Consider the following 14,451-nt stretch of genomic DNA (forward strand, 5'->3'; position numbering starts at 1 on the left):
AGCCGGGCGCTCATGCCGGCCTGAAACCGGCCTTGTCCAGAGCCGCGCGAGCGTCGTCCGAGGCAAGTGCGTCGAGGAATGCCCGCACCGCCGGGCGGTTTTTGCGCGCCGCGACCAGCGCAAAATCGTAATGTTCTTCGGCAAAAGGAATAAAGCCGAGGTTCGATGCGCGCGCGACCGGCGCGATGGTCATGCCCCAATCGGCGCGTCCCTGCGTCACGGCGGCGGCGACTGCGTTATGCGAGCGAGGCTGGTTCCAGTATCCGTCAGGCCGCGCCCCGCCGAGCAGGCGGTCGATCAGGATGCGCGTGCCTGCGCCCTGATTGCGATTGACCATGATGATGGCAGGATCGGCAACCGCCGCGCGCACCGCGTGTTCGGCGCTCAACCCTTCAAAGCGCTTGTCGTCCTTTTTGAAGACGATCCCCTGCATCCGGCGCCAGCCTGGCACCAGTTCGAGGCCTTCGCTCAGGAAAGGCGTGTTGTAGGTTTCGGTCTTGTCGTCGAACAGGTGGATCGGCGCGAGGTCGCATTCGCCACGCTTGGCCGCCGCCAGTCCGCCGAGGCTGCCAACCGCAATCGAACGCACGGTGAGACCGCTATGCGCCAGCGGCGCTGTCACCAGGTCGAGGCCTGTGCAATGGCTGCCGACGATGACGAGATCAGGCACGCGTACGTGCGGCGTGAACAATGTCACTTTGGCTTCGCTGCCGGCGGGCATCTGGTCGGCCAGCGCGTCGATCTTCAGGAAGCCGTCGGCCTGCGAGAAGGACGTGATTGCGCCCGATCCCTTGCCGGACGGATAGGCGATCAACCCGTCCGTGCCTTCGACCAGCGAAACCATGACGAACTCGGTGCGTCCGAGTTCGGACGCAATCCGGACCGGCACCTTCGCCGCCACCGCAGCATCCGAACGTGGTGGGAGGCCGGCCATGCGCCGAAGCACCGGCACGATCATGTCGTGAAAGGTGAACATCGCGGAGGTCGGAAAGCCCGGCAGGATCACCACCGGCTTGCCATTACATACGGCGAGGCAAAGCGGCTTGCCGGGTTTCAGCGCCACGCCATGGCAGATGATCCCGGGCTGACCGAGCCGCGCGATAATGCGATGGGAGACGTCGCCGGCTCCCTTAGACGTCCCGCCCGACAGCACCACCATGTCGCTTTCGGCAAGCGCCCGGCGCATCGTTGCTTCAAGCTGTGTCTCGTCGTCGGGGATGGCGCCCCAGAACGCGGCCCTGCCGCCATTCTCGTTGATTGCAGCGGCGACGATGGCGCCATTGCTGTCGTAGATCGCAGCCGGCCGCAGAAGCTCGCCCGGTTGCACCAGTTCGTCACCGGTCGAGATCACCGCGACGCGGACGCTGCGGGCAACGCTGACTTCGGCAATTCCGCATGCGGCGAGCATGCCGATTTCCCGCGAGCCGATCACCGTGCCGGCCCGCAACAGCGCTTCGCCCCGCGCGATGTCAGAGCCGGCAAAGGACACGAATTGCCCCGGCGAAGCCGCGCGGCGAACCTCGATCGCGCGAACCCCCGAAGGCTGCGTGTGCTCGACCATCACGACGGCATCGGCGCCACGCGGAATCGGTCCACCGGTCGCAATCGGCGTCGCCGTTTCGGACAAGACCGGACGAGTAGGCGCCGTGCCGCACGCAATGACTTCGTCGTTCAACATGAGATGCACAGGCGCAAATTCCGCGGCCGAAGCGAGATCGGTCGAGCGCACTGCGAACCCATCGACGTTTGAGCGATCGAATGGTGGCACGTCGATTGGCGAGACGACATCGCTCGCCAACACGCAACCGACAGCTTCCGCAAGCTTTCTCTGCTCGACGGAAAGCTCGCGGGGAAACAATGCGGCTTCGAAGCGCTCAAGTGCCTCCTCACGCGACAAAATCGTGAGGAATTGATCCTGATCGATACTGCTTCGGCCCTTTGGTAAGGATGTCTCGGTCATGTCGGTGCCTGCTGCGTTATCGTAACATATAGGCACCGACCGGCGTTCCCGCCGCGAATCCCTCGCTGTTTCCCGCAATCGTCAGCCACGCGCTGGCCTTCATAATGGCCTGAAGGGAGAGATCCCCCAGTGCGAGCGGCACCCAACGCTCGTTGTTCCGTTCGAGAAGAGCGATTTCAGCGATCCCAACGCTGGAAGCAAGCTTGCGGGCCAACGGAAGGAAGACAGCTGGGCAAGGCTGCTGTCCGGACAATCGATCCAGGACAGGAAGACCCAGCGTCCACCACGCGGCCATGGCGCTGGCAGGCGAACCCGACAGCGCGATGACCGGTGTCCCTTCGACCCTGCCAATCGCCGTGGTCACGCCGGGCCGTAAAGCAAGACCGTGTGCGGTGACGTGGCCGCGCTCCCCGATCCCAAGCACGGCCGCGTCGGTGCGGCCGACGCCGGAGCCGCCGATCGTGATCAAAAGATCGCAGGCGGCCGTTTCGAGCTCGGCAGCGATCGCGGCGGGATCGCGCGAGCGCGCCTCGGCAAATGTCACATCGGCGCCGGCACATCGCGCGCTTTGCTGAATGAGCTCTGCCGTTTCAATATCGCCGTTGGTTGCGGGCACGTTGACCAGGCGCAGCCTCGGCCGTCGCACCTTCATCGTTTTGAGTCCGGCGGCGCGCGCAAACAGGATGTCGAGCGGTCGAAGATGCTTGCCGGAGGCAAGGACGAAGCCGTCCGCAAAATCGTCGCCGCGCCGACGAACCCCTTGTCCCGGGTGTGCTTCGCTCAACACCTGGGCGATGGGGCCCGACCGGTCGATACCGTCGGCATCAATGACGCAGTCGCAGCCGTCGGGAACGGGATCGCCGGCCTCGACCCAGCAGGGCGCGGTCGTCAGCGGCAGCGGCGCGTAGGCGGAGGCGCCGACCAGATCGCTGGCGCGCAATGCCCATCCGTCGACCAAAGCGATATCACGTTCCGGATACACGCCAGCCACTGCCATCTCGGCCGCGACACAGCCGAGCGCTTCGCGCGGCGGCAGTTCAGTGACCGCGACTGGTTCGAGACCGTCGAGGAGAGCGACGAGCGCCGCATCAAGCGCTGTGAGGGAAGGCGGCAGGCGCTGGATTTTGTCCATGGCCGATTCTGGATCACGGTTCGCCGGTGCAGGCAACTGGGGTCCCGGATATCGCGACGGCTGATCCAATCGCAGGAGGGAAATTCGCGTTAGCCCGCGGCGAGTACGGCGGGCAAATTGGCGCTCCCTAGCGGAATCGAACCGCTCTCTCCACCGTGAAAGGGTGGCGTCCTAACCGATAGACGAAGGGAGCAAGCGCTTGGCGGCGGCCAAACCTGACGGTCGCACCGCTTGCGTCGCCTGAACTAACAAAATATAACTGGTGAATCAATGCCTTAGGCGTGGAACTGTTCACCGGACCGGACCGGACGGGATTCCGTCCGAAACAGGCGCGCGAACGTATAGTGGCGTTTGCGCCCCCCGGCAAGCGCGGATGCCTTCTTATTGCATACGCCTCTGCTGCCGAGGCAGGCGCCTCTTCGAATGTTGCAACAGTTTTTAAAGTCCCCTCCGATAGGAAGGCTTGAAAGATCATTGCAGATCGGAACGACAGATAGTGCCCGCAGCCAAGAAACGTGACGTCCGCCGATCGGTGCAGCAACCGGCGTGGGTGACGCTCGAGGGCGGCTTTGCGGCGCGCCCGTGCTTTGTGCATGACATGTCGTCCACCGGCGCGAAGATCACGGTGTCGGATTCAAGCGTGCTGTCAGGCCGCGTGCGGCTGGCCTTTTCGCGCGATGCCAAGACCGGCCGCCAGTGTAATGTGGTCTGGCGGCGCGGCCACTCGTTCGGTGTCAAGTTCGTCAGATAGCTCGCGCTCATCGTCGCCGCTTCACGACATCGGCGGCGCGATATACCGCACAAAACCCGGCCGGGTGGAAATCTCCGCGAACCATCGTTCGAGATGCGGAAAGGTCGGTTTGGCAATTCCCTCAACGCCGAGCCAGCGCCGCGCATAGGCGCCGAGCGCGATGTCAGCGAGGGTGAATCCGTCGCCGGTGATGAACCGGCGCGTCGCAAGATAAGCGTCGACGACACGCCACTGCGCCGCTTCGGCGTCGGCATCCTTCTGGATCGCAACCATGTCGCGCTGTTCGACTGGCGTTCGCACCAGCGCCCAGAACACCGGACGATCGACCGGTTGCAGCGTCGAGAGAGTCCAGTCGAGCCAGCGGTCGGCGCTGGCGCGCAGTTTTGGATCCTGCGGATATATCGGGGACTGCGGCCGATAGGCGAGGACGAAGTAGCGCATGATGGAATTGGATTCCCACAGCACGTAATCGCCATCGACCAGCGTCGGCACCCGCCCATTGGGGTTCATCGCCAGATAGTCCGGCTCGCGATTCTTGCCGAAAGCCATGCCGGCATCGATGCGCTCAAAGGCGAGATCGAGTTCGTGCAGGCACCAAAGCACCTTTTGAACATTGACGGAGTTGGCGCGGCCCCAAATGGTGATCTGGCCCTGGTTGTTGCTCGACACGAGTTTTTTGCTCCCGCTTGTTATCGGCGGGTGATAGCGCAAATTCTCGAGCAGCGGAAAATTTTCAATAATTCCTGCAATCGCCGACAGCATGGCCGCCATACGAAAAGCAAAAAATCAGGCCCCGCGGCCAGCGGAGCCTGATTTTCTGTCGAAGTCCGTGAGTTCTGTCAGTGGCCGAAGAACAACCACAGAAGAATAATCACCGGAATAGGCACACCCAAAAGCCAGAGCAAGAGTCCTCGCGCCATCGTAACCTCCTCAACTCCCCATGCGCGGCCAACGCGCGCTGACGAGTGAAGTTCCGGCGGTGATGGCAGCAAGTTCGAGCCTTGCCTTACCAATGTCCGGTATTAGGCATCGACGACCACGGTTCGGCCGGAGCCCTCGCGTCGCCCTTTTGCAAAAGCTCGATCGAGTGAAGATCCGGCGAGCGCACAAAGGCCATCTGGCCGTCACGCGGCGGTCGGTTGATGGTGATGCCAAGCTTCATCAGGCGATCGCAGGTCGCATAGATATCGTCGACCTCATAGGCGAGGTGACCGAAGTAACGATCCTCGCCGTATTTCTCCTCGTCCCAGTTGTAGGTGAGTTCAACCAGCGGCGCGCCGCGTCCTTTCGAGGAGGCCAGAATGCCTTCATCCTCGGGCGCGCACAAAAACACCAAAGTGAATTTGGCCTTCTCGTTATCGACGCGGCGGACTTCCTTTAATCCCAGCGCGTCGCGATAGAACTTGAGTGCGGTGTCGAGATTGCGGACGCGCAGCATGGTATGAAGGTATCGCATGTTTGTTATCTCCCTGGGAGCGTTGTGGGAATGTTGGCCGGGTTCGGCATCGATGGGGCATTAGATAGCAGCAAACGCCAGGCGGGTGCAGCCCTTTGCGTGACTTTTGGGTGGCACGAAAGGCCCGTCCGTGCTGGTCGCGTTCACGGGATCTCGTTTGGCCGATCCCAACCGCGATCATTGTCGGCAGCACCGTTGGCGAGATCGTGAGCGACTTCAAGCAAGGCAAGGTCTTTACGGACGCCGCGGGCTGAGAAAGCCGCACGGCGATTACGTGACGCGCTTCAAAAAAATGCCGAACAACAAGTCCCTCTTCAATTTCCTTCACATGATGACGCGATATCGCTTGTTCCGCGTTCTGCCGGAGTGAGCCGTCGTTGTTCCCGGCCTTCGCTGCAGCAGGAAGCTGCCAACTCGGAACCAGCGCAGCGTTCAATTCTTGATTTCAAGGAAGCCGTGGGATCCGCTGATCTCGCTATTTTGCGATGCATCGGAACGATCGCGTCGCGGCGATGTTTGTCTGACTCACAGTCTGGAGAAACAGATATGACGAGATTTGGTATTTTGGGAGCAACGGCTCTCTCGCTTTCAATCGCGATCGCAACTCCGGCGTTCGCGCAGGAAGCGCACGGTGGTCGGGCTGGCGCTCATGCCGCCGCTGGAGCCATGAGCCGCGCCCCGATGGGCGGCGGTCCTCGTGTGCAGTCCAACTTCGGTGCGCAACCCCATGTCGGCGCTCGCGGGAGCGCGCAAGTCGCGCGAGGCGCTCCGCAAGTTGCGCAACGCGGCGAATTCCGCGGTGGACGCGATCGCGGCTTCGGCCGCGGCGCTGCGTTCGCCGCTGGTGCGGTAGCCACGGGCGCCACGATCGCGGCGGGTGACTACGGTTATGGCTATGGTCCCGACTATTACGGCGACGAATACGCTTACGGCCCCGGCTATTATGGCGACAGCTACGCCTATGATACCGGGCCTGTCGTCGCGTTCGAGCAGCCGGGTCCCATTGTCGAGCCGGCGCCGGTAGGTGTTCCCGATGCGTCGTATTGTGCGCAGCGCTATCGTTCGTACGACCCGGCGAGCGGCACCTATCTCGGCTTTGATGGTTTAAGGCACCCCTGTCCATAAGCGCGTACATTGAATTGAAGCGAAGGAGCGGTCCGGCCGGGCCGCTCCTTTTCGTTCCCGCCTAACCTAAATTTCATCTTGAGTTCCCGCCGCAACCATCGCGTTCGGGTCGCGTTGGCATTCGGGTGTGCAAAGGAGGAACGCGCATGAAGAAGACACTGGCAGTATTGGCGACGGTTGCAGCGGTTGGCGCAACCACCGTCATGACAGCGCCGGCCGAGGCGCGTGGGTTTGGACACGGAATTGGACCCGGACTGGCCTTCGGCCTCGCCGCCGGGGCAATCACCGCTGGCGCGCTCGGCGCCTACGGCTATTACGGTCCTGGCTATGGCTACGGATATGGTCCGTACTATGGGCCAGCCTATTATGGCCCGGGCTACGCGTATTACGGCGGACCTTATGGCGGACCGTACTGGCGGCACCGCTATTATCGCCCCTATTGGTAGCTCAGCGCGATTGATCTGACCTAAGGAAAAGCCCGGAGCAATCTCCGGGCTTTTCTGATCGCTGCGCGCAATCTCGGACGCGCTAGGGCCATGAGGGGGTGCGCTCAAGGGCGCGGCGCGAGCCGTCACCGAGGCGGGCGTTTTCCAGCGTGGTCGTGAAGTACTCTTCACGTTCGCGTTTGAATTTTTCCTGCGTCGCTTTGAAGCTTGCCACGCGCGCTGCAATTTCTTCGCGCTCGCGTGCGAGGCGATCATACCGTTCGTCCATGCCCATCCTTGAATTGATTCTGCTTGATTCGCGTCCCGCGACCATTGGCGTCCGCAATTGAGGCGCGATTTCGATAAAGCTGCCGCGACATTGTGATTGTGGATAAGAGGGCAACAGCATTCACGGCGAAGTGCACTGTCGGCAAAAGCGGTATGAATTAGTTCATGGCCATCAGGGCTGCCGTACTGTATCTGACACGAGTAACCTTGGGTGATCGGCAGTGATCGCGACGGACATCAGAAGTGGCGTGGAGCAGCTTGGCGAAATGATCGCCGAGGCCGACATTATCGTTCCCTTTACAGGCGCCGGTATCTCGACCGAATGCGGCATTCCGGATTTTCGCTCGCCGGGCGGATTGTGGACGCGCAACCGCCCGATCCCCTTCGACGAATTCGTGGCGAGCCGGGAGGCGCGGGACGAGTCCTGGCGGCGGCGCTTCGCCATGGAGGCGACGTTCAGCGCGGCTGCGCCAGGCCGTGGCCATCGGGCGCTTGCCACGCTCTATCGCGCCGGCAAGGTCCCCGCGATCATCACCCAGAATATTGATAACTTACATCAAGCGTCAGGTTTCGCCGACGATCACGTCATAGAGCTGCATGGCAACACCACTTACGCACGTTGCATCGGGTGCGGTCTGACATACGACCTTGGTTGGGTGAAGCAGCGTTTTGAAGCATCGGGTCAGGCTCCGGACTGCGCTACCTGCGATGAGCCGGTCAAGACGGCGACGATTTCGTTTGGCCAGGCCATGCCGGAAGATGCCATGCGCCGGGCGACAGAGCTCGCGCAGCAATGCAGCCTGTTTCTCGCCATCGGATCGTCGCTAGTCGTTTGGCCGGCCGCAGGTTTTCCCTTGATGGCGAAGAATGCAGGTGCGCGGCTCGTGATTATCAACAATGAGCCGACCGAGCAGGACGAAATGGCCGATCTCGTGATCCGCCATGATATCGGCGACACGCTCGGGTCGTTTGTAGGGAACTGATGCCTAATTGATTCGCCGACGCGCAAGCCTGTTCATAGGTTCCGAAAGAATCGTTTTTTGGCTATGCGTCGCATTCGAGAGTGTTATCTTTGATTCGAGAGATTCGCGGGCGTCTTCTTAAGAATCAATAGACGCAGACGGTCACCGCCGCGTTCGCTGGCGGTATGTTGGGGTGTGGGGTCCGGGGGTCATGGGGTCGGACGGATTTGAGTCCAAGAAGCTCGGAGGTCAATCGCCCGGCGGGGCGGTTGGACCGGGAAGGCTCGGTTCTGGATTTTCCGCTGCGGGGCCGCGCGATCCGGCGCTCGATGCGATGCAGGGGCTCGGCGATGCCGCAGCCAACCTCGTCGAAATCAGCGGCGTCATCAAATGGTTCGATGCCTCAAAGGGCTACGGGTTCATCGTACCTGACAATGGCTGGCCGGATGTGCTGTTGCACGTGACGGTTCTCCGCCGCGACGGCTACCAGACCGCCTATGAAGGCGCGCGCGTTGTGTGCGAATGCGTGCAGCGCGCAAAAGGCTACCAGGCGTTCCGCATCGTCTCGATGGATGAATCGACCGCGATCCATCCCGCCCAGATGCTGCCGCCGCGAACGCATGTCAGCGTCACGCCGACCAGTGGGTTGGAGCGCGCGCAGGTGAAGTGGTTCAATCGGCTTCGCGGCTTCGGCTTCCTGACATGCGGGGAGGGCACCCCCGACATCTTTGTCCACATGGAAACGCTCCGCCGCTATGGCATGACGGAACTGCGCCCTGGACAATATGTGCTGGTTCGCTTCGGGCCCGGCTCGAAGGGCATGATGGCCGCCGAGATCCAGCCCGAGACCGGTTCGCCGGGCCTCTCGTCGCACTAGAAGCCTGCCTTATTTCCCTTTTCGTTGCGGCATTTTCCGGCGCTGATGCGCCGGAAAGGCATTTTTGGTCCCCAAAAATCGCAAAAGTGACTGCCGCAACGGACGGCCCGGATGCTACAAGCGCGGCGTTGCGGGCGGGTAAGCTCGTGCCGGAATGTGCAACGGGCGGTCCAGAGCGAGCGTGGTGAGGCTGATGTTGTCGATGAAGTCTGGTCAGGTGGCCGTCTGGCGGTTCCCGAGTCTGCGAGTTCCTCTGTTCTTTGCACTGGCCTGCGCGCTCTCGATGCTCACGGGCTCTGATGCGCGCGCCGCGTCGATCCAGCCGCTCGAGATCGTCACCAAGACCGGCGTTCACGTCTTTTCGGTCGAGATGGCGACGACGGAGGAGGAGAAGACGACCGGATTGATGTACCGCAAGGAACTTCCCGAGGGTAAAGGCATGCTGTTTGACTTTAGCCCGGAGCAGGAAGTGTCGATGTGGATGAAGAACACCTACATCTCGCTCGACATGATTTTCATTCGCTCTGACGGGAGAATTCTTCGTATTGCGGAAGACACTGAACCGTTGTCGACCAAGATCATCCCGTCGAGGGGGCTCGCGAAAGGCGTGCTGGAGGTGATTGCCGGCACCGCGCAGAAGTACGGGATCCAGCCCGGCGATCGCGTCGCCCATCCCTTGTTCAACACCAAATAGGACCGGCAGCGGACCGAGCGGCGAGCGGGCTCATTCCACCGCATCGTCAAGACGTTATACCGTTGTCCTGACTGTCTTTTTAAGGCGGTTGGTGGTGCGTCACGCCTTGCTGGCGCCGGCTTAAGCGTGTATCGACGTGGTCTTCCAAAGATCGGGGTATAGCGCAGCCTGGTAGCGCGGCAGTTTTGGGTACTGCAGGTCGTTGGTTCGAATCCAGCTGCCCCGACCAAAATGGAAGCGGACGCGCTTTTCATGATCGGCGCCTGTTCGGCTTGCCCGACTGAACCGCGGAACCGAACCCTACGCCGCCTCTCTCGACTGTTGCTCAGCTACTCTAGCCCCTGCACGGCTGGCATATCCTGGGTCGGAAGGATCTGCGGCATTGGCGGGTTTGCTTTGCCAAGGGTGTCGGCGCTCTCGTCCGGCGGACCGCTCGCCGCGTCAGCCGTTTTTGCCTTGCCGACGCGCGGCATCGAGGCCTGCGCCTGCAACAGGTGCCGCAGCGCGGACTCTATCGAGGTTACGAAATAGGGCCTGTAGGCGTGAGACGGCGCGTGGTGGCGCGACTTTCCAGCATCGTGGCGCGCCGATGTCTGGGCATTTGCGACGGGGATCGCAACAATTAGTCCGGCCGTGACGGCCAACCCCGCGAACGCTTTCATTGGCAGCGCTCCTGTTATCCCTTAAGCCCGTTTTTGAACGTCGGCGCTGATTTCGGCAGTCCTTGGGCGGGATCGCGGCACCCCTGAGGTTTCTGAGACCAAGGCCCTACAGATGTTGGCCACGTTCTGCGCGCGCAGGCATGCTTGTCTTTATGTTCCTTGCGTCGCCCGGATTTGATCTCGGGTCCGAATTTTTCCGAGATCCCCGCACGCGAAAAGCCGCTGCTCGGTTGGGATCCGCACCACGCTCGTTGCTTCCTACGGCTTCTTCGATTTTTTCGGCGCCGGTGTCGCTTCCTTGGCTTTGACCTGAGAGTTCTGGCGGTCTCGCGTGATGGTCAAATCTTTCTTCAACTTCGAAACTTCATCGGCCGTCAACGCAGGCGTTTCTCGCGGGGGTGGCTGGTCCAGCTGGGCATGGGCGCCGGCCAGCGACAGGCCCAGCACCATGGCAGCTGACGCTGTGATTTTTCGCTTTCTCGACATTAGCGCTCCGTCACGTCAGCCCGGGGCACTAGCGTGTGGGCCAAGCACCGGGCCGCTGGCACTATTTCCGACCGCCAAACCGGCTGGAGTACAGCCCTATGCAAAGCATGCCGGAGCACAGCAGCGCCGCGTCACGAATGAGCGTTGGAGACAAGCCAAGCTCACTGTGCGTCAGTTTTGCAAGCGCGGCTGCCGCGGCACCCGCAACGACTAGAAATCCAAAGACTCTCGCCATGACCGTCAAATATAGATTGGTCTGAAACTGCCGCAACAGGGGTCTCGATGGTTCCCGGCGAGAGTCTGGTGCAGATTCCTCATCGCCGCCCCGTCGATAGTTCCGCCCGACATCCGGTGAAACAGTCCTGAAACGATTTCGCGAAGCTAAAGAAAATCCCTCGAAACGATGCAGTGCGATAGTGCGAGCTGTCTCAGCCGAGGCAAGAATTCTGGAGGTCGCCAATGACTGCACTCGTCCAAGCCATTTCCCGCTATCGCGTAACAAGAACCGAAGCCGAGACCGATCTATTGAAGATGGGGCCGCACTCTTTTGCGGCGCATGTCTGTTCGTTTGGACGATGTATGCGACCTACGGCCTCGATCTGAGCCCGGGTTTTTTCTGACCGCCGCGAACACGGCGTCCGCGTGTCAGGTTACCGGCGCCGGATTGAACAACGTCAGATCGTTGTGGATGCCCCAGTGATCGGACCAGACTTTTTTGCGCCCGCTGGCGACGTCCAGAATCAGGCGGAACAATTCCCAGCCGGTCTCCTCAATCGTCATCTCGCCGGTCGCGATGCGGCCGGCGTCGAAGTCGATCAGGTCTTTCCAGCGCCGCGCCAGTTCGCTGCGGGTTGCGACCTTGATGACCGGCGCCGCCGCAAGCCCGTAGGGCGTGCCGCGGCCGGTCGTGAACACTTGTAGCGTCATGCCAGAGGCGAGCTGAAGCGTACCGCAGATGAAGTCGGACGCCGGCGTTGCCGCAAACAACATGCCCTTTTGCTGCGCTTTCTCGCCGGGCGCGAGCACGCCCGCGATCGGGCCTGATCCAGACTTGACGATCGAGCCCAGTGATTTCTCGACGATGTTGGCAAGGCCGCCTTTCTTGTTGCCGGGCGTCGTATTGGCGCTGCGGTCAGCGCCGCCACGCGCCAGGTAGTTGTCATACCAGGCCATCTCGCGGATCAGCGCACGGCCGACGTCTTCGTTGACTGCGCGCCGCGTCAGCAGTTGGATCGCATCGCGCACCTCCGTGACCTCCGAGAACATCACGGTTGCGCCGGCGCGTACCAGCAGATCGGCGGCGAAGCCGACGGCCGGATTTGCGGTGACGCCGGAAAAGGCGTCGCTGCCGCCGCACTGGAGGCCGATGACGAGATCGGAGGCGGGACAGGTTTCGCGGCGGCGCTGGTCGAGCACCGCCAATCGTGCGTCGGCCATCGTCATGATGCGTTCGATGATGGCGCCGAAGCCATCAAACGCTTCATCCTGCATGCGCACGATGGCATCGCCGAGCCCTTCCGGGACCAGCCGCTCTGGCGACAACTTTTCGCAACCGAGGCCGACGACCATGACTTCGCCGCCGAAGTTCGGGTTCAGCGCGATGTTTTGCAGGGTGCGGATCGGCACCACGGCATCGGGCGCCGCGATTGCGACGCCGCAGCCGTAGGCGTGAGTTACCGGAATGACGTCGTCGACGTTGGGATATTTCGGCAGAAGCTCGGCGCGGATGCGCTTGATCGCATATTCCAGCGTGCCCTTGACGCACTGGACCGATGTCGAGATGCCCAGAATGTTCTTGGTGCCGACCGAGCCGTCCGAGTTGCGATAACCCTCGAACGTATAGCCTTCAAGCGGCGGTAGCGGTGCTGGCACGGCGGTCGAGATCTCAAGTTGATCCAGCGCCGGCGCGTCGGGCATCCGGATGCGCGCTTCATCGACCCACTCGCCGGCGAGAATAGGAGAGGCGGCATAGCCGATGACCTCGCCATAGCGCAGAATTGGCGCGCCCTCGGCAATATCGACCAGCGCCGTCTTGTGTCCCTGCGGCACGAAAGCACGGAGCTCGAGGCCGCAAGGGAAGCGAGAGCCTGCCGGGAGGCCAAAATCGTTGACCACGATCGCGACATTGTCGCGTTCGTTGAGCTTGATGTAGCGGGGCTGTTCGGTGACGAGTTCTCTTTTGCCCATCGTCAAAACTCCTGCCGGGGGCGATCTCTTGAAGTAAAAGGCGGTTGTAGCCGCCGATTGATCCCGTTTCTAGGCCGTTCGCAGCTTCACGCGCTCGATCTTGCCGACGATGACGAGGTATGCAAACGCAGCAACGAGCGCGTTGGCGCCGACAAAAACCAGTGCGCCCGCGAACGAGCCGGTCGCGGCCAGGATATAGCCGATGATGATGGGCGTCGTAATGCTGGACAGGTTACCGCATGTGTTGAACAAGCCGCCCGACAGGCCACCGGCTTCCCTTGGCGAGGTATCCGATACGACCGCCCAACCGAGCGCGCCGATGCCCTTGCCGAAGAAGGCGAGCGCCATGAAGCCGATGACGAGCGCCTGGCCGTCGACATAGTTGCAGGCGATGATCGACATCGACAGCAGCATGCCGCCGACGATCGGGGTCTTGCGCGCGAGCGTCAGCGAGCCCGTCTTGCGCAAAATAGCGTCGGAGATGACGCCGCCCAACACGCCGCCGATAAAGCCGCAGAGTGCCGGCAGGGTCGCGACGAAGCCGGCTTGCAAGATCGACAGGCCGCGCTCCTTGACGAGATAGACCGGAAACCAGGTCAGGAAAAAGTAGGTCAGCGTGTTGATGCAGAACTGGCCGAGATAGACGCCGAGCATCATGCGGTTCGACAGGAGCTGGCCGATATAATTCCATTTCGGTCCGTTGTTCGTCTCGCGTTCATCCTTCGGTGCATCGAGCTCGACCAGCGCGCCGCCATCTTTGATGTAGTCGAACTCGGCCTCGTTGATGCCGGGATGATCTTTCGGCCCATAGATCGTCCTGATCCAGATCAGGCCGACCAGAATGCCGAGCGAGCCCATGACGTAAAAGACGTTGCGCCAGCCGAAATCGTGCGCGATCCAACCCATCAAGGGCGCGAAGATCACGGTTGCAAAATATTGCCCGGAATTGAAGAAGGCAGACGCGGTGCCGCGCTCGTTGCCGGGAAACCAGGCGGCGACGATGCGCGCATTCGCCGGAAAGGACGGCGCTTCGGCGAACCCGACCAGGAGACGCAGCAGAAACAACACGACGACCGCCGCCCCGCCAGAAAGGAAACCGACGAAGCCCTGCATCACGGTGAAGAGAGACCAGATCAGAATGCCAAACGCGTAGACCCACTTCGATCCGAAACGGTCGAGCAGCCAGCCACCTGGCACCTGAGCGGCCACGTAGGACCAGCCGAACGCCGAAAAAATGTAACCCATGGCTATGGGATCGAGGTTCAGTTCCTTGGCGAGTGCGGTGCCGGCGATCGAAAGTGTCGCGCGGTCGGCATAGTTTACGGTGGTGACGAGGAAGAGCATCGCCACGATCAAGAGCCTGACGCGAGACCTTCTCACGGCAACGGCCGCTGTCACCGTACTCATACTTGAATCCCCCCGGACGTCTTTTCTTTCGAGATCGCA

At 61.7% G+C, this 14,451-nt stretch carries 15 protein-coding genes and 2 tRNA genes; 7 read left to right on the forward strand and 10 right to left on the reverse strand.

The features are described from left to right. Positions 1–10: 10 nt before the first annotated feature. From VFB05_RS02865 to VFB05_RS02875, 3 genes are all read right to left on the reverse strand, one after another. Positions 11–1,960 (reverse strand): molybdopterin biosynthesis protein, encoded by a 1,950-nt coding sequence (locus VFB05_RS02865; protein WP_325008568.1) that lies wholly within the window; start codon positions 1,958–1,960, stop codon positions 11–13. A 16-nt stretch (positions 1,961–1,976) separates the two neighbouring features. Continuing rightward, positions 1,977–3,092 (reverse strand): molybdopterin-binding protein, encoded by a 1,116-nt coding sequence (locus VFB05_RS02870; protein ID WP_325008570.1) that lies wholly within the window; start codon positions 3,090–3,092, stop codon positions 1,977–1,979. A gap of 118 nt (positions 3,093–3,210) precedes the next feature. Further along, positions 3,211–3,285: transfer RNA gene (locus tag VFB05_RS02875), tRNA-Glu, on the reverse strand. Between the two features lie 303 nt (positions 3,286–3,588). Here VFB05_RS02875 and VFB05_RS02880 point away from each other — a divergent pair. After that, on the forward strand, positions 3,589–3,843 hold the full coding sequence (locus tag VFB05_RS02880) for a PilZ domain-containing protein (RefSeq protein ID WP_325008572.1): 255 nt from the start codon (positions 3,589–3,591) through the stop codon (positions 3,841–3,843). A gap of 21 nt (positions 3,844–3,864) precedes the next feature. Here VFB05_RS02880 and VFB05_RS02885 read toward each other — a convergent pair whose 3' ends face one another. Then, a complete protein-coding gene (locus VFB05_RS02885; protein WP_325008574.1) occupies positions 3,865–4,512 on the reverse strand; it encodes a glutathione S-transferase in 648 nt (215 codons plus the stop codon). A 337-nt stretch (positions 4,513–4,849) separates the two neighbouring features. Continuing rightward, a complete protein-coding gene (locus tag VFB05_RS02890; RefSeq protein WP_325008576.1) occupies positions 4,850–5,299 on the reverse strand; it encodes a VOC family protein in 450 nt (149 codons plus the stop codon). A gap of 546 nt (positions 5,300–5,845) precedes the next feature. Between VFB05_RS02890 and VFB05_RS02895 the strand changes: the two genes are divergently transcribed. After that, positions 5,846–6,424 (forward strand): BA14K family protein, encoded by a 579-nt coding sequence (locus VFB05_RS02895; protein ID WP_325008578.1) that lies wholly within the window; start codon positions 5,846–5,848, stop codon positions 6,422–6,424. Between the two features lie 146 nt (positions 6,425–6,570). Continuing rightward, positions 6,571–6,870, forward strand: coding sequence for a hypothetical protein (locus VFB05_RS02900; protein WP_325008580.1), 300 nt, complete (start codon positions 6,571–6,573; stop codon positions 6,868–6,870). An 82-nt stretch (positions 6,871–6,952) separates the two neighbouring features. On the opposite strand, the gene VFB05_RS02905 is transcribed toward VFB05_RS02900, so the two are convergent. Continuing rightward, positions 6,953–7,138 carry a hypothetical protein gene (locus tag VFB05_RS02905; RefSeq protein WP_414643137.1) on the reverse strand — a complete coding sequence of 62 codons (186 nt, stop codon included), beginning with the start codon at positions 7,136–7,138 and terminating at the stop codon, positions 6,953–6,955. A 220-nt stretch (positions 7,139–7,358) separates the two neighbouring features. Between VFB05_RS02905 and VFB05_RS02910 the strand changes: the two genes are divergently transcribed. The 4 genes from VFB05_RS02910 (at position 7,359) to VFB05_RS02925 (ending at position 9,899) form a co-directional block, all read left to right on the forward strand. Further along, a complete protein-coding gene (locus VFB05_RS02910) occupies positions 7,359–8,120 on the forward strand; it encodes an SIR2 family NAD-dependent protein deacylase (RefSeq protein ID WP_325008584.1) in 762 nt (253 codons plus the stop codon). A 190-nt stretch (positions 8,121–8,310) separates the two neighbouring features. Continuing rightward, on the forward strand, positions 8,311–8,976 hold the full coding sequence (locus VFB05_RS02915; protein ID WP_325008587.1) for a cold-shock protein: 666 nt from the start codon (positions 8,311–8,313) through the stop codon (positions 8,974–8,976). Positions 8,977–9,259: 283 nt separating this feature from the next. Next, complete coding sequence (locus VFB05_RS02920; RefSeq protein ID WP_325008698.1) at positions 9,260–9,670, forward strand: DUF192 domain-containing protein; 411 nt, start codon at positions 9,260–9,262, stop codon at positions 9,668–9,670. A 152-nt stretch (positions 9,671–9,822) separates the two neighbouring features. Beyond that, positions 9,823–9,899: transfer RNA gene (locus VFB05_RS02925), tRNA-Pro, on the forward strand. A gap of 100 nt (positions 9,900–9,999) precedes the next feature. On the opposite strand, the gene VFB05_RS02930 is transcribed toward VFB05_RS02925, so the two are convergent. From VFB05_RS02930 to VFB05_RS02945, 4 genes are all read right to left on the reverse strand, one after another. After that, positions 10,000–10,332, reverse strand: coding sequence for a hypothetical protein (locus tag VFB05_RS02930; RefSeq protein ID WP_325008589.1), 333 nt, complete (start codon positions 10,330–10,332; stop codon positions 10,000–10,002). Positions 10,333–10,590: 258 nt separating this feature from the next. Beyond that, on the reverse strand, positions 10,591–10,782 hold the full coding sequence (locus tag VFB05_RS02935; RefSeq protein ID WP_325008591.1) for a hypothetical protein: 192 nt from the start codon (positions 10,780–10,782) through the stop codon (positions 10,591–10,593). 681 nt (positions 10,783–11,463) lie between these two features. Beyond that, positions 11,464–13,005: a galactarate dehydratase gene (gene garD / locus VFB05_RS02940; protein ID WP_325008593.1), complete on the reverse strand. Its 1,542-nt coding sequence runs from the start codon at positions 13,003–13,005 to the stop codon at positions 11,464–11,466. Positions 13,006–13,074: 69 nt separating this feature from the next. Continuing rightward, positions 13,075–14,412: an MFS transporter gene (locus VFB05_RS02945; protein ID WP_325008595.1), complete on the reverse strand. Its 1,338-nt coding sequence runs from the start codon at positions 14,410–14,412 to the stop codon at positions 13,075–13,077. Between the last annotated feature and the right edge of the window lie 39 nt (positions 14,413–14,451).

The sequence above is a fragment of the Bradyrhizobium sp. genome (assembly GCF_035652035.1).
Classification (GTDB): Bacteria; Pseudomonadota; Alphaproteobacteria; order Rhizobiales; family Xanthobacteraceae; genus Bradyrhizobium.

Coding starts and splice junctions, on each gene's coding strand:
- garD (WP_325008593.1), bottom strand. CDS start 13,005: ATGGGCAAAAGAGAACTCGTCACCGAACAGCCCCGCTACATCAAGCTC.
- VFB05_RS02930 (WP_325008589.1), bottom strand. CDS start 10,332: ATGAAAGCGTTCGCGGGGTTGGCCGTCACGGCCGGACTAATTGTTGCG.
- VFB05_RS02890 (WP_325008576.1), bottom strand. CDS start 5,299: ATGCGATACCTTCATACCATGCTGCGCGTCCGCAATCTCGACACCGCA.
- VFB05_RS02870 (WP_325008570.1), bottom strand. CDS start 3,092: ATGGACAAAATCCAGCGCCTGCCGCCTTCCCTCACAGCGCTTGATGCG.
- VFB05_RS02935 (WP_325008591.1), bottom strand. CDS start 10,782: ATGGTGCTGGGCCTGTCGCTGGCCGGCGCCCATGCCCAGCTGGACCAG.
- VFB05_RS02920 (WP_325008698.1), top strand. CDS start 9,260: ATGCTCACGGGCTCTGATGCGCGCGCCGCGTCGATCCAGCCGCTCGAG.
- VFB05_RS02865 (WP_325008568.1), bottom strand. CDS start 1,960: ATGACCGAGACATCCTTACCAAAGGGCCGAAGCAGTATCGATCAGGAT.
- VFB05_RS02945 (WP_325008595.1), bottom strand. CDS start 14,412: ATGAGTACGGTGACAGCGGCCGTTGCCGTGAGAAGGTCTCGCGTCAGG.
- VFB05_RS02905 (WP_414643137.1), bottom strand. CDS start 7,138: ATGGACGAACGGTATGATCGCCTCGCACGCGAGCGCGAAGAAATTGCA.
- VFB05_RS02895 (WP_325008578.1), top strand. CDS start 5,846: ATGACGAGATTTGGTATTTTGGGAGCAACGGCTCTCTCGCTTTCAATC.
- VFB05_RS02900 (WP_325008580.1), top strand. CDS start 6,571: ATGAAGAAGACACTGGCAGTATTGGCGACGGTTGCAGCGGTTGGCGCA.
- VFB05_RS02915 (WP_325008587.1), top strand. CDS start 8,311: ATGGGGTCGGACGGATTTGAGTCCAAGAAGCTCGGAGGTCAATCGCCC.